This is a genomic window from Hanstruepera ponticola (genome assembly GCF_002940745.1).
Classification (GTDB): Bacteria; Bacteroidota; Bacteroidia; order Flavobacteriales; family Flavobacteriaceae; genus Hanstruepera; species Hanstruepera ponticola.
Genome location: NZ_POTB01000001.1, coordinates 1317062 through 1337053, shown reverse-complemented (window position 1 = coordinate 1337053; position 19992 = coordinate 1317062). Strand labels below are relative to the sequence as shown.

Annotated in this window: 19 protein-coding genes; 8 read left to right on the top strand and 11 right to left on the bottom strand. The window is 32.6% G+C overall.

The annotated features are described in order from the left end of the window. Positions 1-128 precede the first annotated feature (128 nt). The 5 genes from bamA to C1S72_RS06110 all read right to left on the bottom strand — a co-directional run bounded on the left by bamA (position 129) and on the right by C1S72_RS06110 (position 5824). Positions 129-2813 carry an outer membrane protein assembly factor BamA gene (bamA, locus tag C1S72_RS06130; protein ID WP_104734757.1) on the bottom strand — a complete coding sequence of 895 codons (2685 nt, stop codon included), beginning with the start codon at positions 2811-2813 and terminating at the stop codon, positions 129-131. After that, on the bottom strand, positions 2746-3486 hold the full coding sequence (locus C1S72_RS06125; protein WP_104734756.1) for an isoprenyl transferase: 741 nt from the start codon (positions 3484-3486) through the stop codon (positions 2746-2748). Before C1S72_RS06125 ends, bamA begins: the two co-directional genes overlap by 68 nt. Then, positions 3487-4179, bottom strand: a complete 693-nt coding sequence (gene porG, locus C1S72_RS06120) for a type IX secretion system protein PorG (protein WP_104734755.1) — start codon at positions 4177-4179, stop codon at positions 3487-3489. It abuts the gene before it with no gap. Positions 4180-4278: 99 nt separating this feature from the next. Continuing rightward, positions 4279-5163, bottom strand: a complete 885-nt coding sequence (locus C1S72_RS06115) for an NAD kinase (protein ID WP_104734754.1) — start codon at positions 5161-5163, stop codon at positions 4279-4281. A 1-nt stretch (position 5164) separates the two neighbouring features. Next, entirely contained in the window at positions 5165-5824 is a 660-nt protein-coding gene (locus tag C1S72_RS06110) for a CBS domain-containing protein (RefSeq protein ID WP_104734753.1), read from the bottom strand. Positions 5825-5916: 92 nt separating this feature from the next. Between C1S72_RS06110 and C1S72_RS06105 the strand changes: the two genes are divergently transcribed. From C1S72_RS06105 to clpX, 6 genes are all read left to right on the top strand, one after another. Then, complete coding sequence (locus tag C1S72_RS06105; protein ID WP_104734752.1) at positions 5917-6630, top strand: pyridoxine 5'-phosphate synthase; 714 nt, start codon at positions 5917-5919, stop codon at positions 6628-6630. Beyond that, the gene (locus tag C1S72_RS06100; RefSeq protein WP_104734751.1) at positions 6630-7394 is read left to right on the top strand and encodes an alpha/beta fold hydrolase; all 765 of its coding nucleotides are present in this window, start codon (positions 6630-6632) and stop codon (positions 7392-7394) included. Before C1S72_RS06105 ends, C1S72_RS06100 begins: the two co-directional genes overlap by 1 nt. 39 nt (positions 7395-7433) lie before the next feature. Continuing rightward, a complete protein-coding gene (locus C1S72_RS06095) occupies positions 7434-7784 on the top strand; it encodes a phage holin family protein (protein ID WP_104734750.1) in 351 nt (116 codons plus the stop codon). A gap of 76 nt (positions 7785-7860) precedes the next feature. Further along, entirely contained in the window at positions 7861-9189 is a 1329-nt protein-coding gene (gene tig / locus C1S72_RS06090; RefSeq protein WP_104734749.1) for a trigger factor, read from the top strand. 138 nt (positions 9190-9327) lie between these two features. After that, positions 9328-10002, top strand: a complete 675-nt coding sequence (gene clpP / locus C1S72_RS06085; RefSeq protein ID WP_104734748.1) for an ATP-dependent Clp endopeptidase proteolytic subunit ClpP — start codon at positions 9328-9330, stop codon at positions 10000-10002. Positions 10003-10031: 29 nt separating this feature from the next. After that, the gene (clpX, locus tag C1S72_RS06080) at positions 10032-11264 is read left to right on the top strand and encodes an ATP-dependent Clp protease ATP-binding subunit ClpX (protein ID WP_104734747.1); all 1233 of its coding nucleotides are present in this window, start codon (positions 10032-10034) and stop codon (positions 11262-11264) included. A 48-nt stretch (positions 11265-11312) separates the two neighbouring features. Here the strand turns inward: clpX and C1S72_RS06075 are convergent, their stop codons facing one another. The 5 genes from C1S72_RS06075 to C1S72_RS06055 all read right to left on the bottom strand — a co-directional run bounded on the left by C1S72_RS06075 (position 11313) and on the right by C1S72_RS06055 (position 16342). Further along, entirely contained in the window at positions 11313-11993 is a 681-nt protein-coding gene (locus C1S72_RS06075) for a lycopene cyclase domain-containing protein (protein ID WP_104734746.1), read from the bottom strand. Next, a complete protein-coding gene (locus C1S72_RS06070) occupies positions 11994-12449 on the bottom strand; it encodes a sterol desaturase family protein (RefSeq protein WP_205527084.1) in 456 nt (151 codons plus the stop codon). Positions 12450-12476: 27 nt separating this feature from the next. Beyond that, complete coding sequence (locus C1S72_RS06065) at positions 12477-13313, bottom strand: phytoene/squalene synthase family protein (RefSeq protein ID WP_104734745.1); 837 nt, start codon at positions 13311-13313, stop codon at positions 12477-12479. Next, positions 13310-14779, bottom strand: a complete 1470-nt coding sequence (locus C1S72_RS06060; RefSeq protein WP_104734744.1) for a phytoene desaturase family protein — start codon at positions 14777-14779, stop codon at positions 13310-13312. Before C1S72_RS06060 ends, C1S72_RS06065 begins: the two co-directional genes overlap by 4 nt. Before the next feature lie 132 nt (positions 14780-14911). Then, complete coding sequence (locus C1S72_RS06055) at positions 14912-16342, bottom strand: fasciclin domain-containing protein (protein ID WP_104734743.1); 1431 nt, start codon at positions 16340-16342, stop codon at positions 14912-14914. Positions 16343-16493: 151 nt separating this feature from the next. Between C1S72_RS06055 and C1S72_RS06050 the strand changes: the two genes are divergently transcribed. Next, positions 16494-17366 carry a MerR family transcriptional regulator gene (locus C1S72_RS06050; RefSeq protein WP_104734742.1) on the top strand — a complete coding sequence of 291 codons (873 nt, stop codon included), beginning with the start codon at positions 16494-16496 and terminating at the stop codon, positions 17364-17366. 226 nt (positions 17367-17592) lie between these two features. Here C1S72_RS06050 and C1S72_RS06045 read toward each other — a convergent pair whose 3' ends face one another. Further along, positions 17593-19107 (bottom strand): GH3 auxin-responsive promoter family protein, encoded by a 1515-nt coding sequence (locus tag C1S72_RS06045; protein ID WP_104734741.1) that lies wholly within the window; start codon positions 19105-19107, stop codon positions 17593-17595. Between the two features lie 43 nt (positions 19108-19150). Between C1S72_RS06045 and C1S72_RS06040 the strand changes: the two genes are divergently transcribed. After that, the gene (locus C1S72_RS06040) at positions 19151-19945 is read left to right on the top strand and encodes a DUF2797 domain-containing protein (protein ID WP_104734740.1); all 795 of its coding nucleotides are present in this window, start codon (positions 19151-19153) and stop codon (positions 19943-19945) included. Positions 19946-19992: the final 47 nt, after the last annotated feature.

The following is a 19992-nucleotide window of genomic DNA, read 5'->3' as shown; positions in this document are numbered from 1 at the left end:
ACGACAGACTTTTATAATTATTCTAATCATTCTGAATTTATCTTTCCAAAATTAAGGAAATTTAATTTTAAAAAAATTAATTCAAGTTTTAAATAACTAAACTGTCAATAGAAAATATCGTGCCAAAATTAAAATTGCTGACCAATTATAAAATGTGTTTCCCATCCGTTTGGTTTAGATTGACCAGGTAATGGATCAAATCCGTAACCAAAATCAATACCCAATAATCCGAAAGCAGGCATGAATATTCGTAATCCGGCACCGGACGATCTATACAATGCAAATGGATTATAATCTTTAAAGTCATTATACGATACACCACCTTCAACAAAACCAAGAACAAAAATCTTGGCTTGTTGTTTTAAACTTACTGGGTATCGTAGTTCCATTGAGAACTTATTATAAATAGTCCCACCATCATTTGTTAAAAATCCATTTTCATCTAATGGTTGTAATGATTGATTTGGATAACCTCGAAGGGCAATTGCCTCACGTCCATCTAAACTAAAGTTACCAAGACCATCACCACCTAAAAAGAACCTTTCAAAAGGAATTACACCTCTGTCTTGATTGTAGGCGCCAAGGAATCCAAATTCAACTGATGATTTAACGATTAATTTATCAACTAATCTAGTGTACCAGTCACCTTTCATTTTTATTTTATAAAATTCCAACCATTTAAAACGCTCTTGATCAATTTCAGCTATACGTTGAGCAGCATCTGTTCTTGAGTTTGGATTAATATTTGGATCGGGATTGTTAATTAGTTCATCTAAATCTTCTCTTTCTTCTGCTAATTCTTCATAATCCACACCATTAAAAAGGGAATAAGGTAATGATAGTTTTGTACTGATACTAAAGTTTGAACCACCTATTGGGAAAATAGGATCGTTGTAAGTGTTGTTTCTACTCAATCCAACAGAGTAAGATAGGTTGTTGGAGTAACCATCGCCAAAAGTAAACAGTCCTGTATTGTAATTTTTTAAATTGTAATGCTGAAAACTTATTGCTTGCGAGAGTGTAAAATAGTTATCAGGAATAGTAAGTCTTTTTGCAAGTCCAACTGTAACACCTGTGATATTGAAACGCTTATCTTTATCTGCACTTCCACTTATAGGGTCATATAAAAACTGTTGGGAGTGAGATATAGATGTTGAAAACTGTACAGGCTTTTTTCCTCCCATCCATGGTTCAGTAAAAGAAAAGCTATAGGTACGGAAAAAACGACTTATTTGTAATCGTAATGATAGTTTTTGACCATCTCCTCTTGGTACTGGTTTGTAAGCATCCAAATTAAAAATGTTCTTTAAGGAGAAATTGTTAAATGACAGACCAAGTGTTCCTATAAAACCACCACCACCGTAGCCACCTTGTAGTTCTATTTGACTTGAGCCTGTTTCAACTACTACATACTCTAAATCAATAGTGCCTTCGTTGGGATTTGGGTTGTTAAAGTTTGTTCCAATCTGCTCTGCATCAAAATAACCTAGTTGACTTAATTCCCTAATGGTTCTAACTACATTTTCTTTACTATATAGTTGACCTGGGCGAGTATGTAACTCCCTATAGATAACTTTATCATTTGTAGTATCATTACCAGAAACCGAAATGTTGTTGAAATAAACTGGCTTTCCTTCAGAGATACGGATTTCCATATCTATAACATTACCTTCGGTATTTACTTCAACAGGATTAATGGTTGAAAACAAATAACCAGAATTTTGATATAAATTGGTTATATCTTGGGCATCTGGTCTTGAATCATCAGCTATGCGTTTTTCCAATTCTACACCATTATAAATATCACCTTCATTGATACGGAGTACATTTTTTAAAGTTTGATCTGAATAAACAGTATTTCCAATGAAATCAATTTTCCCAAATCGGTATTGTTGACCCTCTTCCAAATTAATTTTCAATGTAATATCTTTACTATTATTATGAACTATAGTATCTGAAATCACACGAGCATCACGATAACCATTTTCTTTGTATTTATCAATTAGACTAACTAAATCTTCTTTGTAACTCTCTTCTATATATTTAGATCGTTTAAAAACACGTACAAAGTTTTTTTGTTTTGTGTTTTTCATAGCCTTTTTTAGTTTAGACTCTTTAAAAACAGTGTTACCAATAAATTCAATATCTCTAACCTTAACTTTTTGCCCTTTGTCAATGTTCAATACCATATTTACTTGAGGTCTGCTGGTAGAATCTTTAACCTCAATGGTATTAATGTAAACTTTAGTGTTTAAATAGCCTTCCTTTTGGTATTTATGAGTGAGATAATTTTTGGTAGTTGTCAAAAGGTTTTCAGTTACTTTAACGCCTGTTTGAAGATTGTTTTCATCAATCAAATCATCTTTCTTTCCTTTTTTAATACCATTAATTTTGAGTTCGTTCAATTCAGGTAAATCAAATAGCCTTATTTCAAGATATGCCGTTTCTCCTTCAGTTTTTACTAAATAAATATTGATATCACTAAATAAGTTGGATTTCCATAATTTCTTTATGGCCTCACTTATTTTATCACCAGGTATTAATATTTCTTGCCCTTTTCTTAATCCTGAATACGTTACAATAGTTTGAGGGCTAAAATGGGTATTTCCTGAAACAGAAATATCACCTAACGTATACATTTTACCTGTGCTAGTATTTAAGCCATCTTGGGCTAGTGCACTGAAATTAGCTAGTAAAAATGTGAATGTAATTATAAAACCTATATATGTTCTCAATGAAGTTAGCTTAATTAAGTTGTTCACTTGTTTTCCCAAATCGTCTTTCTCTTTTTTGATATTCAATAATGGCCTCATATAAACACTGCTTGGTAAAATCTGGCCAAAGAACAGGTGTAAAATAAAATTCAGCATAAGCTATTTGCCATAATAGAAAATTACTGATACGTTGCTCACCGCTGGTGCGTATCAATAAATCTACGTCTGGTAAATTTCGCGTGTAAAGATGCTCATTTATAACCGATTCATCAATTTTTTCTAGCGAAATTATATTATTTTTAACTTTAGCACTTATTTTTTTAACGGTATTTAATATTTCTTCTCTTGACCCATAGCTTAAAGCTAGCGTCAAACACATGTGCTTGTTGTCTTTTGTTTTTTCAATGACCTCTTGTAATTCTCTGTAAGCTTTTTTTGGAAGTTCATTCAAGCAACCAATAGCGGTAAGTTTGATGTCATTTTCCTCTAAAGTTTTGATTTCTTTTTTTAATGAAGAGACTAGAAGCTTCATAAGCGTTTGAACCTCAATTTTAGGTCTGTTCCAATTTTCGGTTGAAAAAGCATATAGGGTTAAATTTTCAATACCTAATTCAGCACAAGCTTCAACCGTTTCTCTTACCGATTTCGTGCCATTTTCATGTCCAACCGTTCTTAAAAGACCTTTTTGTTTAGCCCAACGACCATTACCATCCATTATGATAGCTATGTGTTTCGGTAATGATTTAGTATTAATGGATTCTTTTAAGTTCATTTAAAAAATGCAAAAGCAAGGTTTTTTTCCAAAAGTATAAGTTAAGGTAATGCCAGTAAACATGTACCAATCATTGTTGTTTATATTGCCAAAACTATAAACGTCCTGTATGTTTTTAGAGTCTGGTACACTACCGTCTAATTCATCAGAAAAAGTATAGCGTGCACCAATCTCGGCAGCTATGATGATGCTATCAAAAATATTCATTTTAAAACCAACGACCATTGGAATACCATAGGCATAACTAGATGTGTTTTCTGAAGTTAAGTTTCCTTGTGAATTAAAATAATAATTATCATGATAAGCTACCGTAACTCCTGTGTACAAATAAGGTGTTGCCACGTTTTTACCTGTGTGTAAATCAAAATCAAAAAATGTGAATTCCAATCCTACAGATGCCTCGATAATTTGATTTGTAAACTCATAATTACGTTGTACACGCCTAGGGTCATCAGATTTTGAATCCTTTCCCTCTAATTCGCTGTAAATTAAAGAAAACCTAAATGAGTGACGTGGACTCCTATTCCATTTATAGATACCACCAAAAGCTGGTTTGTTTGGAGCAATGTATTTTGTTGATCCAACATCACCAATAAAATTACTGGCACCAACAAATAATCCAATTTCATGTGTTTGAGATTGACAAAGTTGGCTGCTGATAAAGAATAATACTATTGCGGTTAAATACCTCATAAATGTTCAAAAGTTTGCAAATATAATAAATATGATTAGCCTATAACAATTTGATTCAAATTGTATTTGATTTAAACTGTTTTTAGAGGATTTTATTGTTTAATTGCGTTTGTCTTCTCCCCAAAGTAGTTTTTTTCTTAGGGTGTCTAAAAAGCTTTCGTCTAGCAACTCAACCATTTTAATTTTAAAGGGTGCTTTTTTGATAGTTACAATTGTATCGTTTGAAAGTGTTGCAATTCTTGAGTCTAATGAAACCAGAAAATTATCTTCTCTACCGCTAACCTTCAACTGAATCTCGGTTGAGTCTGTAATTACCAATGGTCTAGCACTTAAATTATGTGGTGCAATAGGTGTAATTACAAAACTATTGGTATCAGGAGTAATCACTGGACCACCACAACTTAATGAATACCCTGTTGATCCTGTAGGTGTTGATATTATTAAACCGTCACTCCAGTAGGAAGTCAGATATTCGCCATTTAATCGCGTTTCAACGGTAATCATAGAGGTCGTATTCTTACGACTGACGGCAATTTCGTTTAGAGCAAAATCAAGAATCTTGAAGTCGTCATAATCAGGATTGGTTGAGATTGTCAAGAGATTACGCTCGGATATTTTATATTTTTTGTCAAGAATAGCTCTAATAGCCGATGGTATATCTTCATTTTGGATAGTTGCTAAAAACCCAAGGCGACCCGTGTTTATTCCAATTATTGGGATATTTAAATCTTTCACGAAAGTAATGGCTCGTAAGATTGTACCGTCACCGCCAATACTTATGAGTAAGTCAAAACTAGAGTCTAGTATATCAAATGTGTTGTGATTATTTGAATCTAAAAGATTATTGAATAAATTTTTAGCTGTATTAAAAAACTGACGTTCAATATGAACCGTAATATTTTTGTCTTTTAAACAATTTAATAGAATATGAAGCGATTCTTCATTGCTTTTTTGAAAAGATTGACCAAAAACAGCTATTTTCATATTACATGTTTAAATATTTATTTAAATATTCTGATCGTTCCTTAAGACTTTGTATATAGCTATCTTCTTCATGCCCAGAAACCACATTGTAGCTATAACGCCTGAAGGTTTGCATAATATCATTCAGTCCAGTGTTGCCTATTTTTAAAGTGATTTGTACCATGTCATTTTCAATTTTTGAAATAAAAGCACCTAGAAGTTTACCATCATTGGACTCTACTATTTGACATGCTTCACTAAAGGAATAATCAACCAAGCCTTTTTCAACAATTAGAATACCTCCAGCTTCGGCAAAAAAGGGTGTTTCATTAAAAAGTCCAATAATATCGTTTAGTTCATAATAACCTAAATAGATGTTTTTCGGACTCAAAACAGGCATAATATTGGTGGAATTCATTGCGAAAGCTTCTAAAACATCTAACCAATTGGTGTTTTCTCTTACAAAAAAGCCCTCAATAGCATGTGCATATTCGCTAATGGATTTGTCATTATCAAAACAATGAGCATCAGTTTCTGACATACAGCCAACATACGCGTCATATTCATTTTTTATTGGAATATGTGAATAAGTTAACTGGTTGAATAGTCCTTGCATGTCTCCAACCTTATCAGTGTTTTTTAGTGGTTTTATGTCGTTAATAATGTAATCTGAAAGATTCATTTTTGAATGAATTAATGAACATGCAAATTAATTAAAAAATACTACATTAAGCCTTAATGAGTTTGTATTTTTGTATTTCAAAAAATAAGATAATGACAAAATTAAGTGTAAACATAAACAAGATAGCTACATTAAGAAATTCGAGAGGAGGAAACGAACCAAATGTTGTTAGGTTTGCTCAAGATGTTCAAAGGTTTGGTGGTGAAGGTGTCACTATTCATCCAAGACCAGATGAGAGGCATATTCGATATCAAGACGCTTTCGATTTGAAATCTGAAGTTTATACTGAATATAATATAGAAGGGAATCCAATCGAGAAATTTGTGAAAATGGTTTTAGAAATAAAGCCAACACAAGTCACATTGGTGCCAGATGCTGTTGATGCGATTACAAGTAATGCAGGCTGGGATACTATTACAAATAAAAGTTTTCTACAAGAGACCATTCAGGAGTTTAAAAGCAATGGTATAAGAACTTCAATATTTGTTGATCCTGTTTTAAAACAAATTGAAGGCGCCAAAGAAACGGGAACTGATAGAATAGAGCTTTATACCGAAGCCTTCGCGCACCAGTATAGTTTAGGTAATAAACAAGCAATTCAACCTTATACTGAATGCGCTATTTTGGCTGATAGTTTAGATATTGGCGTAAACGCTGGTCACGATTTATCTTTAGATAATATTGAATTCTTCAAGCAAAATATTCCTAATCTGTTAGAAGTATCTATTGGTCATGCGTTAATTGCTGAAAGTTTGTATTTAGGAGCAGAAAATGTAATTCAAATGTATTTAAGAAAGTTAAAGTAATGGAATTATACGCCAATGTTTTGGGAGAAGGCAAGCCATTTATCATACTTCATGGTTTTTTAGGAATGGGAGATAATTGGAAAACCCTTGGACAACAATTTAGCGAAATAGGCTATGAGGTACATTTAGTTGACCAACGCAATCATGGTAGAAGTTTTCATGATGATAACTTTAGCTATGAAGATATGGTAAACGATTTAAAACATTATTTAGAGACTAATGATCTAGATGATATCGTGCTTTTAGGGCATAGTATGGGAGGGAAAACAGCTATGTTGTTTGCAACTCAATACCCTGAAATGGTAAACAAGCTACTAGTTGCAGATATTTCACCACGCTATTATCCCATTCATCATGATACGATTCTTAATGGGTTGAGTAGTTTTGATTTTGCAGAATTGAAGAGTAGAGGTGCGGCCGATAAACAATTAGCACAATACGTTTCAGACTTTGGAACAAGACAGTTTTTGTTGAAAAATTTATATTGGAAAGAAAAAGGTCAATTAGCATTACGCATGAATCTAGATGTGCTAAAGGAACATGTAGCAGAAGTAGGTGAATCTCTGCCAATGCACGCTAAATTTGAGGGAAATACTTTGTTTTTGCGAGGTGATAAATCAGAGTATATTGGTCACCAAGACGAAACAATTATTAAAAATCATTTTCCAAATTCAAAAATTGTAACGATTGCAAATGCTGGTCATTGGTTACATGCTGAAAACCCTGAAGATTTTTATGATGCTGTTGTGTCATTTCTGAATTAAAATAATTCGTATCTTTTTAAAAATTAAAAAATTCAAAATATGAGAATTATTCTTAAGGTATTGCTCACGGCTTTGGCCGTTGTTTTATTGTCAAAATTACTATCTGGTGTTTCTGTTGATGGTTACACAACAGCTATTATTGTTGCGGCAGTTTTAGGACTGCTCAATATTTTTGTCAAACCATTACTAGTGCTGTTTACATTGCCTGCAACCATTTTAACACTGGGTCTATTTCTATTTGTAATAAACGCATGTATTATACTTCTAGCCGATAATTTAATAAGTGGTTTTACGGTGAGTAGTTTCTGGACAGCTTTATTATTTAGTATCCTTTTAACCATCTTACAATCTATATTTTATTCGGTTTTGGGAGACGAGAAAACAGACTGAAATACAATACGTTAAAATACTTTGTTGGAGTGTAAAAAAAGTAGTAGTTTTGCACTCCAATTTTTATAGTTAGAAAATGAATATTACAAGAGAAAACATTGATGCTTTAAATGCTGTAGTAAAAGTAGATATTGCAAAAGAAGATTATAGCGACAAAGTTGAAAAAATCTTATCAGATTATCGTAAAACAGCTAACATTCCCGGTTTTAGAAAAGGACATGTGCCAATGGGAATGGTTAAAAAGCAATACGGAAAAGCTGTATTGGTTGATGAAGTAAATAAATTACTTCAAGATGCATTGAACAAATATTTAACTGAAGAAAAGTTAGACGTTTTAGGTAATCCTTTACCAAAACCTCAAGACGATTTGGATTGGGATGCTGATAAATTGTCATTTGAATTTGAATTAGGTTTGTCACCTGAATTTGAGGTGAATTTGGAGCCTAAAAAGGCATTCACACATTATAATATTGTTGCTGGTGATAAAATGATCAATGATCAAGTTGAGAATATCCAAAAACAATATGGGAAGTTAATTTCTCAAACTGAAGTTTCAAAGGACAGTGAAATAACTGGAGTTTACAAGAACGAAGAACGCGAAATTGAAAATACAGTTACATTAACTTTAGATAAATTTAAAGGTAAAACCACTGAAAAGAAATTTGTTGGTTCTAAAGTAGGTGATGTCATTGAATTAAAAACAAAAGGTCTTTATGCTGATGAGCATGAACTTATGCATGCTTTAAAGTTGTCACACGATGATGTTCACGGGTTAGATATTCCAGTAACTTTTGAAATCACTGAAATTAATACGCGTGAGTTAGCCGATTTAGACCAAGAATTATTTGATAAATTGTTTGGTAAAGGTAAAGTGACATCAGTAACTGAATTAAAAGATAAGATTAAAGAAGATGCTGAAAAGCAATTTACCCAACAATCGGATCAAAAGTTATTGAACGACGTTACTGAACATTTAGTGGCAAACACCAAATTTGATTTACCAACTACATTCTTACAAAAATGGATGCAAACAGCTGGTGAAAATGAGTTGACTGAAGAGCAGGCAAAAGAGGAATATGAGAAATCGGAAAAGAGTTTACGTTATCAGTTAATTGAAGGTAAATTAATTACTGATAATGATATCAGGGTAACCATGGATGACATTAAAGATCATGCAAAAAACATGATTAAAGCTCAAATGGCACAATTTGGTCAAATGAATCCTTCAGATAAAGAACTAGAAGATATTGCAGCACGTGTGTTATCTAATCAAGAAGAAGCACGGCGTATGTCGGAACAAATTATTAGTCAAAGACTTTTGGCACTTTACAAGGAAAAGGCCAAGATAAAAACAAAAGAAATTACTTATGACGATTTTGTTAAAGAGGTTTATGGTGATAAGTAATAATCAATATATTCTATAAAAAGCAAGGTTAGACTTGTGTAAACCTTAACAAGCTTTTAAAGAATAAATCCTTATATTTAGGCGCTGAAACACAAAAATTCAGCGCCTAATTTTTTACATAAAAATTTAAAAATAACTATGGATTACGCAAAAGAATTCGAAAAATTCGCAATAAAAGATCAAGGGATAAGTAGCACATATTATAATAAGATTATTAGCAGTATGTACCCGACAAATCTAACTCCAAATATCATTGAAGAACGTCAAATGAACATTGCTATTTTTGATGTATTTTCACGTTTAATGATGGATCGTATTATTTTTCTTGGTACAGGAATTAACGATCAAGTGGCTAATATTATTCAAGCTCAATTATTGTTTTTAGAGAGTACAGACTCGACAAAGGACATTCAAATTTACATAAACTCACCAGGCGGAAGCGTTTATGCTGGGTTAGGTATTTATGACACCATGCAATTCATTAAGCCAGATGTTGCAACGATATGTACTGGTATGGCAGCATCAATGGGAGCTGTGTTGCTCTGTGCAGGGGAAAAAGGGAAGCGCAGTGGGTTAACGCACTCGCGTGTTATGATACACCAACCACTTGGAGGTGCTCAAGGACAAGCTAGTGATATTGAGATTACGGCTAGAGAAATCCTTATTTTAAAAGAAGAATTGTATAAAATAATAAGTAAGCATTCAGGTCAGGATTACGACAAAGTATATGCTGATAGTGATCGTGATTATTGGATGAAAGCTGATAAAGCGAAAGAATATGGCATGATTGACGAAATATTAGTGCGTAGTTAATCGTTACATAAAACACAGAAATTAGATTTATGGCAAAGGAAGATTTAGAATGTTCATTTTGTGGTCGTAAAAAGCCAGAAACCAATTTATTGATTGCCGGATTAGATGCGCATATTTGTGATAGGTGTATTGAGCAAGCTCATGGTATTGTTTTAGAAGAATCAAAGCAAAGCGATAACAGTGATTTGTCTGCCGAATTAATGTTGCGTAAACCTCAAAAAATAAAGAGTTTTCTAGATGAATACATTATAGGGCAAGAGGCTACGAAAAAGGTTATGTCTGTTGCAGTTTACAATCACTACAAAAGGTTATTGCAACCGCCAACGGATGATGATATTGAAATTCAAAAAAGTAATATCATAATGGTTGGCCAAACAGGAACAGGAAAAACCTTGATGGCAAAAACAGTTGCAAAAATGCTTAATGTGCCACTAGCCATTGTTGATGCTACGGTTTTGACTGAAGCTGGTTATGTAGGTGAAGATGTAGAGAGTATTTTAACACGATTATTACAAGCCGCTGATTATAATTTAGAAAAAGCTGAAAAAGGTATTGTGTTTATTGATGAGATTGATAAAATTGCTAGAAAGAGTGATAATCCATCCATAACAAGAGATGTTTCAGGTGAAGGTGTTCAGCAAGCTTTATTAAAGTTATTAGAAGGAACAACAGTGAATGTACCACCAAAAGGAGGTCGTAAGCATCCAGATCAAAAATTTATAGAGGTTAACACGGAGAATATTTTATTCATAGCAGGTGGTGCTTTTGATGGAATTGAAAAAGTAATATCGAAGCGTTTAAACATGCAAGCGGTTGGTTATAGTGCTTCCATGTCTGATGAACGCGTAGATCAAGATAATTTATTGCAGTATATTATTCCTAAAGATTTAAAGGATTTTGGATTAATACCTGAAATTATTGGTCGTTTACCCGTACTAACCTATATGGATCCTCTAGATGCACAAACCTTAAGAGCTATTCTAACTGAACCTAAAAATGCCATTATTAAACAATACAAAAAGTTGTTTGAAATGGATGATATTGAATTTAGTATTACTGATGGTGCATTAGATTTTATTGTTGAAAAAGCTATAGAGTATAAATTGGGTGCTCGTGGATTACGTTCTTTATGTGAAGAGATTTTAACTGATGCCATGTTTGAAATGCCAGGAAGTGATGATAAAGAACTGAAGGTTACTAAAGCGTATGCTGAAGATAAGATTACCAAGACAACCCTCAAGAAATTGAAAGCAGTCTCATAAGAAATTAGAAAATAAGATATTGAAAGCCACTTGTAAAAGTGGTTTTTTTTATGCTTTGGAATTGAAATAATCAAACAATTGAATATTCATAAAAATCAAGAGTAACCCATATATACTATCTTCAATTGGGATGTTGAACAATCTGATACCTAAATTTTCAGTGTCATTATACCAAACAATCGGATCAACAAGAAAACTACCTGTTAAAATACCATTGCTCAAAAGGAAGAAAGGTAGAATACATAAATAGCTTAAATAGTAATAAGATAAATTTATTTTTCTAAATGCCAAGTAGCTTAAATAAGCACTGGTACTAAAAAAAGTTATTGAAGTATAAAGTTTATTATAATTTAATATAGCTGCAATAAATAATACTATTATCAAGCTATAATTTATAATTGGAAAAGTTTTGTCAAACAGATTTTTCTTAAATAAATATTGAAATGTAAAATAGGTAAACACACAGCAATAGGGAATACATATAAAAAACAGGACCTCTTCTAATGGTAAATTTAATAAGTAGATCCCTGTTAAATAATATTCATTAAAACCCCAAACGCCAATTTTAGTAAACCAATAATCCCAGATTAAGAATATAATAGCAACTATTAAACTAGCTTTTATAAAAGCAAACCACTTTTTGTAAAATGCATGTTTAGGATAGAAACTGGCAATTAAAGGGATGCTCACACACGCCAGATTAACTAACAAGTAGGTGTATGATTCCATTTATTTGTACTGATCGTGATATTTTTTAGGCACATACAACATTCCAAAACATTCACCATCTTCTTTATCCAAATGTTTGTGATGTACTTTGTGGGCTTTACGTAATCCTAATAAGAACTTATTTTTTGTGTTTTTAAACCATTTAAAACGTTGATGAATGAGAACATCATGAATTAAAAAATAAGTTACGCCATAGAAAAATATACCCAATCCTATAAAGAATAAAAAATTGAGTTCAGGAACGAGACCGAAATAGAATAACAAAACACTAGGTATGGCAAAAATGACAAAAAAAGCATCATTCTTTTCAAAAACGTGAGGGTATTTGGGTTGATGATGGTCTTCATGTAAATACCATAAAAATCCATGCATCACATATTTATGAGTCAACCAAGTGATGAGTTCCATAATTGAAAATGTAGCAACTGTTATTATGATATATAGTATAATCTTCATATTGTAAGTTAAGAATTTAATTAAACATTAAAAAGCATGAAATTTATAACGAATGTAAGATTTGGTTAGAATAAACAATTTAATGCCATTAGAAATTCGTATGCGCTCATTTAATATTTTTTTTGAGTCAGCTTTTTTTAGTTTTTTAAGTAATTTCAAATAATATCTATATGCTATGTAAACACCTAATTTACTTTCCATTGGTAATTGTATAATACCGTTGTAGGCTTCTAGTAAATCTACCTCAATATCTTCAATGATTTCTTGTTTAGTTATGTTGTCTAGGTTATTATGCGATAAATTTGGAAAATACGAACGTCCTAGTTTTTCAGTATCGTCCTTAAAGTCACGTAAAAAGTTTATTTTTTGAAAGGCTGATCCTAAATGCTTGGCAGATAATTTTAATTCATTAAACTTGTTTTCATCATTGTTTACAAAAACGCGCAAACACATGAGACCAACAACATCTGCCGAACCATAAATGTAATTTTCATAAGCTTCTTTCGTGTCATACTCTGTAATATACAAATCAGATTCCATACGTTTTAAAAAGTCTTCAGCATAGGTTTGCAAATGGTATTTATGAACCACTTCTTGAAATGAATTTATAATAGGATTCAAACTTATTTTACGCTCCAAAGCTTTGTGATAATCTACCATAAAATCATTAAACAGTTCTTTTTGATTGTAATGTTCAAATGAATCAACAATTTCATCGGCATAACGTACAAAGCCATAGATGGCATAAATAGCAGGTCTGATTGAAGGGGCAAATAGTTTAATTCCTAATGAAAATGATGTGCTGTAGGCGTTGGTTACAACCTTACTGCACTTTAAACTAGATGTGTCAAATAATGCTTTCATTTTTGATGATATTTTTTTATTAAATCACTCACTATTTTGCCTGAAATAAGTGATGGTGGTACACCTGGTCCTGGTACAGTAAGTTGTCCACAGAAATATAGGTTATTAATTTTTTTGCTTTTGAGTTTCGGCCTTAAAACATGTGTTTGTAATAGGGTGTTTGCCAAACCATAAGCGTTGCCTTTATAAGAATGATAGTCTTCTTTAAAGTTATTTACGCAGTAGGATTCTTTAAAAAGAATATGCTCTTTTAAGGATTCTCCAGTAATTTTTTCAACACGTTGTATGAGTTGAGAAAAGTAATGTTCTCTAATGTCATTTGTATCCTCAATATCTGGAGCAATAGGGATTAAGAATATACCAGATTCCTTATTTTGTGGAGCACTAGAGTCATCAGTTATACTTGGGAAGCTTGCATAAAATAGTGGTTTTTCAGCCCATTTTTTTGTGTCATAAATAGTTTTGGCATGCTCCTCAAAGTCAGTATCAAAAAATAAGGTATGATGTGAAACGTTTTTTAGTTTTTTATTAAAACCAACGTAAAAGAGTAATGCTGAAGGTGCAAAGGTCTTTTTGTCCCAGTAGGTCTCAGAATATTGCCTGTAATTTTCAGGCAATAGTGATTCGGTATGATGATAATCGGCACCACTCAAAAGAATATCGCATTTCAGTAAACCGTTATTAGTATTTACTCCTGTTACTTTTTTGTTGTTTAGTTCAATATTGATTACTTCACTATCTGTTATGATGTTTACACCAAGACTTTTAGCTAACGTTGTCATAGCTTTAACTACTTCATACATGCCGCCTTTGGGATGCCATGTTCCAAGTTTAAAATCAGCATAATTCATGAAGTTGTAAAATGAAGGCGTGTTACTCGGTTTAGCTCCAAGGAATAGTACTGGGAATTCTAGTATTTTTCGCAACTTCTCATTTTTAACATATCCAGATACCTGATTTTTAATGGTTAGTATAAACTCATGCAGTTTTAGAAATGTTTTGCCATTGATGATTTCAAATACGTTCTCACCAGGCTTATAAACCAAATCTTTTATTGCGATATTATAATTAGCATGTGCTTTATCAATAAATTTTTGAAGTTTGTTGCCACTACCAGATTCAATAGCTTCAAATGTTTTTTTTATGTCATCAAGGTTGTCAGAAATACTTATGGAGTCATTTTTACCAAAATAAATTTGATAGGCCGGATTGAGTTTCTCTAGCTTGTAATAATCTGATGTCGATTTATTGAAATCATTAAAGAAGCGTTCAAAAACGTCTGGCATCCAATAAAATGTCGGTCCTATATCAAAAACAAACCCATCTTTTTTGAATTGTCTGGCACGTCCGCCAACGGTTTTATTCTTTTCAAGAACGGTAACTTGATGACCTTGCTTTGCTAAATAACATGCAGCAGATAAGGACGAAAATCCAGAGCCAATAACAATAATTTTACTTGAGTTCATTCTTTTAAATTTACAATAAATTTTAATTAAGCAAACCGGTAACCAAAATTAGCTACCGGCTCACTATCTAACTAACTTAAAACAACTGAAATTAGTCCGTTTTAAATTGTCTATATCTATTAGTAAAATCTTTTAGTTTGGTAACATTACTTTGTTAAGAACGTGAATGACACCATTAGATGCTTGCACATCAACTGCAATGACTCCTATATCTGTGGCGCCAGAACCGTCTGTAATATCAGCAATATTATCGCCTGTGCCTGGTACGTTTAAAGTAAAGACACCTCCTTGTAGAGATGTTACTGGGTTAGCACCTACCATTAAATCTCCAGAAGTCACATTAGCTTCGCTAGCTACGTGATACAATAATACAGTTGTTAATGTTGCCTCATCAGGTACGCCTCCTAAATCTTCAATTAGTGCCTCAAACGCACCATTGGTAGGAGCGAAAACCGTATAATCTGGATTAATGCCATCTGCATTACTACCTGTAGTTCTAGATAAAATTTCAGCAAAATCAGTTCCAGGAGTTAAATCAGTTAATGCCGAAACAAGCGTAGAAAAGTTAGGATCTGCGGCTGCAAATGTCACAACTGTTGGTAAGCCAATAACAGCGTCAACAGCATGAATAATTCCATTAGTTCCAACAACATCTGCTTCAGAAACAGTTGAGATCCCATTAAACATGACACCACTGCTAGTATTGTAATATAAACTCATGGCATTTCCACCGGCTCCTGTAGCTGAAGTTATAGTGTAACCTGCTCCAGCATCAATCAAAAATTCTGAATTGATAGCGCCACCTAAAACATGATTTAATAAAATTTCTCTTAAAACTGCAGTATCTACACTTCCTAAAGGAGTGCCATCAAGAAACGTTTCAAAAGCATCATTATCTGGTGCTAAAACTGTGTATGGACCATCTAATCTTAAATCAGACACTAAATCACCATCAGCAGCTCCTAAAGCTGTCACCAAACTAGTAAATGATGGATTGTTAATAGCATGATCTACAATATCTGGTAACCCTAGTACACCATTAATAATGTGTATGGTTCCATTGGAGGCGTCTATGTCTGCTGTTGTTACTGCACCTGCGTTATTAAATCTTACGCCATTAGAAGTATCAAAAAAGATACTAATAGGTAAGCCAACACTACTTGTTGCGCTCCCTGAAGCATATCCTGCTCCCATAGACGCTAAATCACTAGAAGTAACATCAGCCATAATAACATGGTTTAAAAGCACTTGAGATAGCACGTCAGTTGGAACATCGTCAAGAGATGCAAATCCGTTTTGATTTAAAAAAGCTGTGAATGCAGCATTAGTTGGAGCCAATACCGTGAATGGTCCATCACCATTAAGAACAGCAACTAAATTGCCATCTGCTCTTGTAAGAGCAGCTACAAGAGTTGAAAGTTCTGGAGTTTCCAAAGCAATTTCAACAATATTCTTTTGTTGAGGGCTTGGATTCGACGGAGTCGAATTGTCGTCGTCACTACTGCAAGATAAACTTAAAAAAGCAATACTTACAAATAGCAATAATAATTTCGTTGTTTTCATTTTGTCTATTGTTTTATGTTTAAGATTGGACAAATATATAAATAAATTTGTTATTGTCAAATTAAAATAAAAAAAAATTGGACAAAAATTTCTTTATGATTTCTTGAAAAGTGAATTATTTTGTATAACTTTGCATTGTAAATTATTAGACATGAGTAAATATACAATGGCACAAATAGTCACTCTAACTGGTATTAATGCTCATACTTTGAGAAAATGGGAAACCCGTTATAGTATTATTGATCCAGAGCGAACAGATACGAACATCAGATATTATTCAGATAGTCAATTAAAAAAACTATTGAATATTAGTTTATTGACAAAGAATGGTTTTAGAATATCTAAAATTGATAAAATGTCTGAAACCGAAATTCACGATGCTGTTACGAGCCAGATAACTGACGAAAATCATGAAGTTGAAATAAATGCACTTATTGCTTCTATGTTAGACATGGATGAGATGGCTTTTGATAAAGTTGTCAAGGAGCAGATTGTAAAAAGAGGTCTGCTAGTGACAACTGTAGAAATCATTTATCCATTTCTAAATCAGGTTGGAGTACTTTGGGGTGTTGATAAAGTTATGCCAGCTCAAGAACATTTTATTTCAAGCTTGATTAAGAAGCGTTTTTTTTCATCCATTGATCAATTGTCTTATCCCAAAGATAATGCTAAATCAATTGTGATGTTTTTAACGGAGTATGAACATCATGAATTGGGTTTGCTCTTGGCATATTACATTGCTAGAGAAATGGGTTGGAAAGTCTATTATTTAGGTCAAAATGTACCTGTCATAAATTTAAAGCAAGTTATAAAAGATGTAAACCCTGATGCGATGCTTACCATGTTTGTGACGCCTATACATAAAACGGTACTACCTAAAGTAGATGATTTGTGTTCTTATTCTGATATTCCGCTGTGCGTTTCTGGTAATCCTGAGAATTTAGAAGAAATTATTGAAGATAATCGTGTGACTTACTTATCACGACCAGAAGATTTTATAGAGTTTTTGAAAAAGGAAAATTAACGAGTTAGTTGAAAAAAAAGCCACTCATTTGAGTGGCTTTTTTATTAGGTTGTATGGATGTTAATTAATAATTCAACATTATGATAAATTATCTTGTTTATGATTAATAGCTCTGTAAAACTATACTATTTTCTGTAAGAAAAAAATGACTGTAACGATTTTTAGACCAACTAACATTTAATCTCGTTAAGTGTTTTTTGAAAACAAATATCTTCGTTTAAAAGCATTAGCAATTAAGCTTAAGAAGGTCATCTAAATAATCTCTTGTGTTGGAAAGTCTTGGCACTTTATGTTGGCCACCTAATTTATTATGTTGTTTTAACCAATCATAGAAAAGATGATTTCTAGCTATATGAATAGTTGGTTTATTTAGTGTCATATTATTGTAGCGTTTGGCTTCATAATCCGAATTTAACGCTTTTAATGCATTGTCAAATAATTCATTGAAATAGTTGATGTCTTTAGGTGGTGTTTTAAATTCAATAAGCCACTCGTGAGCACCTTTTTCGTTACCATTCATAAAAATAGGTGCGGCTGTATAATCTACAATCTCGGCTTTGGTTTTTTTGCAAACTTTTTTCAAGGCGTCTTCGGCATTTTCAATAATGAGTTCTTCTCCAAAGGCATTGATATGATGTTTTGTGCGTCCAGAAACTTTAATGCGATAGGGATTGGTTGATGTAAATCTAACTGTATCACCAATTTTATAGCGCCATAATCCAGCATTTGTCGTAATTATTACGGCATAGTTTTTATTGGTTTCAACTTCGCTCAATGGAATAACTTTCTCATTTTTTGTTCCATACGTATCCATTGGTATAAATTCATAAAAAATACCATAATCTAACATGAGTAGTAATTCGCTAGATTTATTCTGGTCTTGTATAGCAAAAAAGCCTTCAGAAGCGTTATATATTTCGTAATACCTAAAATCTTTTTTTGGTAATATTTTTTTGTATTGATCCACATAGGGTAGAAAACTAACGCCTCCATGAAAGTAAACTTCTAAATTTGGCCAAATATCAAAAAGATTATCCTTAACAGTTTTTTCTAAAACATTGTTTAATAACACCAGCATCCAAGAAGGAACACCTGCCAAACTTGTAACATTCTCCTGAATGGTTTCTTCAACTATAGCTTGCATTTTTTCTTCCCAGTTACTCATTAGAGATACCTTGCTACTCGGTGTGCTGCTAAACTCGGCCCAGAAAGGCATGTTGTCTATAAGTATAGCTGAAAGATCCCCAAAAACGGTTCCATTTTCTTTATAAAGTTCCTTGCTGCCGCCTAATCGCAGACTTTTCCCTGTAAATAATTGTGAGTTTTCATTATTGTTTAAATACATACAAAGTAAGTCCTTACTCGCTGCATAATGACAATCTTCAAGAGAGTCTTGGCTCACAGGAATGAATTTGCTTTTCGCATTAGTCGTGCCACTGGATTTTGCAAACCACTTTATAGGTTGTGGCCAGAAAATATTATTTTCACCTTGTCGAGAACGTTCAATTAGTTCGTGATAATCTTCATAGGTTGAAATGGGAATTCTGTTTGAAAACGTCTCATAATTTGTTATCGATTCAAAATCATATTTTTTCCCAATTTCAGTGTCTTTTGCCTTTAATAGTAGATTGTTTAGTAATTCGGTTTGAACTTCGTTAGGGTATTTTAAAAACAAATCAATTTGATGAAATCGTTTTTTTAAAAACCACGAAGCAATAGAATTTACTATAGGAATTGGCATATTTGCATTATCTTTAAAAAAACTAAAAATAATACTTTTTTTTATGACCTACCAAGGTGTTTTGACAAAAATGGAAACTGAATTTTTGGAACCCATTCAGTACTATTTGGTGTTTGAAAACGATTTTATTAATATAAATCAATTATTGAATAAAACCATTGAAATTGAATTTGTTGGTTATCGATGTTTAAATTGTGGTTTAAATAAGCCAATTTACCGACAGGGTTTTTGTAAAAGTTGTTTTTTTGATATTCCTCAAGCTGCCGATTGGATTATGCGTCCAGAATTAAGTACAGCGCATTTAGATAAGGAGGATCGTGATTTAGAATACGAAAAGAAAGTGCAACTGCAACCACATATTGTATATCTGGCAAATAGTAGTAATGTAAAAGTGGGTGTTACCAGAAAGAGTCAAGTACCTACACGTTGGATTGACCAAGGAGCTCATGAAGCTATAGAAATTGTTGAGGTTCCTAATCGCTATCTAGCGGGTGTTACAGAAGTAGCTTTAAAAGATCATGTAAGTGATAAAACCAATTGGCGAACTATGCTAAAAAATGATATTCAAGATGAGAATTTGGTTGAATGGCGTGAGCGTTTAAAGGATTATATTCCTGAAGAAGCTTCTGATTACTACATTGCCAACAACACGGAAACTAATTTGAATTTTCCGGTTGAAAAATATCCAGAAAAACCAAAAAGTTTAAATCTGGAAAAGGCAAAGATTTATAACGGAAAATTAGTGGGCATTAAAGGGCAGTACTTAATTTTTGAGGATCAAACCGTTTTTAATATTCGCTCTAACGAAGGTCTCGTTGTAAATATTAAGGTAGTCTAAATAAAAAAACACGCTTTTTTATTAAAAGCGTGTTTTTATATATATTT

Coding starts and splice junctions, on each gene's coding strand:
- bamA (WP_104734757.1), bottom strand. CDS start 2,813: ATGAGGCCATTATTGAATATCAAAAAAGAGAAAGACGATTTGGGAAAA.
- C1S72_RS06125 (WP_104734756.1), bottom strand. CDS start 3,486: ATGAACTTAAAAGAATCCATTAATACTAAATCATTACCGAAACACATA.
- porG (WP_104734755.1), bottom strand. CDS start 4,179: ATGAGGTATTTAACCGCAATAGTATTATTCTTTATCAGCAGCCAACTT.
- C1S72_RS06115 (WP_104734754.1), bottom strand. CDS start 5,163: ATGAAAATAGCTGTTTTTGGTCAATCTTTTCAAAAAAGCAATGAAGAA.
- C1S72_RS06110 (WP_104734753.1), bottom strand. CDS start 5,824: ATGAATCTTTCAGATTACATTATTAACGACATAAAACCACTAAAAAAC.
- C1S72_RS06105 (WP_104734752.1), top strand. CDS start 5,917: ATGACAAAATTAAGTGTAAACATAAACAAGATAGCTACATTAAGAAAT.
- C1S72_RS06100 (WP_104734751.1), top strand. CDS start 6,630: ATGGAATTATACGCCAATGTTTTGGGAGAAGGCAAGCCATTTATCATA.
- C1S72_RS06095 (WP_104734750.1), top strand. CDS start 7,434: ATGAGAATTATTCTTAAGGTATTGCTCACGGCTTTGGCCGTTGTTTTA.
- tig (WP_104734749.1), top strand. CDS start 7,861: ATGAATATTACAAGAGAAAACATTGATGCTTTAAATGCTGTAGTAAAA.
- clpP (WP_104734748.1), top strand. CDS start 9,328: ATGGATTACGCAAAAGAATTCGAAAAATTCGCAATAAAAGATCAAGGG.
- clpX (WP_104734747.1), top strand. CDS start 10,032: ATGGCAAAGGAAGATTTAGAATGTTCATTTTGTGGTCGTAAAAAGCCA.
- C1S72_RS06075 (WP_104734746.1), bottom strand. CDS start 11,993: ATGGAATCATACACCTACTTGTTAGTTAATCTGGCGTGTGTGAGCATC.
- C1S72_RS06070 (WP_205527084.1), bottom strand. CDS start 12,449: ATGAAGATTATACTATATATCATAATAACAGTTGCTACATTTTCAATT.
- C1S72_RS06065 (WP_104734745.1), bottom strand. CDS start 13,313: ATGAAAGCATTATTTGACACATCTAGTTTAAAGTGCAGTAAGGTTGTA.
- C1S72_RS06060 (WP_104734744.1), bottom strand. CDS start 14,779: ATGAACTCAAGTAAAATTATTGTTATTGGCTCTGGATTTTCGTCCTTA.
- C1S72_RS06055 (WP_104734743.1), bottom strand. CDS start 16,342: ATGAAAACAACGAAATTATTATTGCTATTTGTAAGTATTGCTTTTTTA.
- C1S72_RS06050 (WP_104734742.1), top strand. CDS start 16,494: ATGAGTAAATATACAATGGCACAAATAGTCACTCTAACTGGTATTAAT.
- C1S72_RS06045 (WP_104734741.1), bottom strand. CDS start 19,107: ATGCCAATTCCTATAGTAAATTCTATTGCTTCGTGGTTTTTAAAAAAA.
- C1S72_RS06040 (WP_104734740.1), top strand. CDS start 19,151: ATGACCTACCAAGGTGTTTTGACAAAAATGGAAACTGAATTTTTGGAA.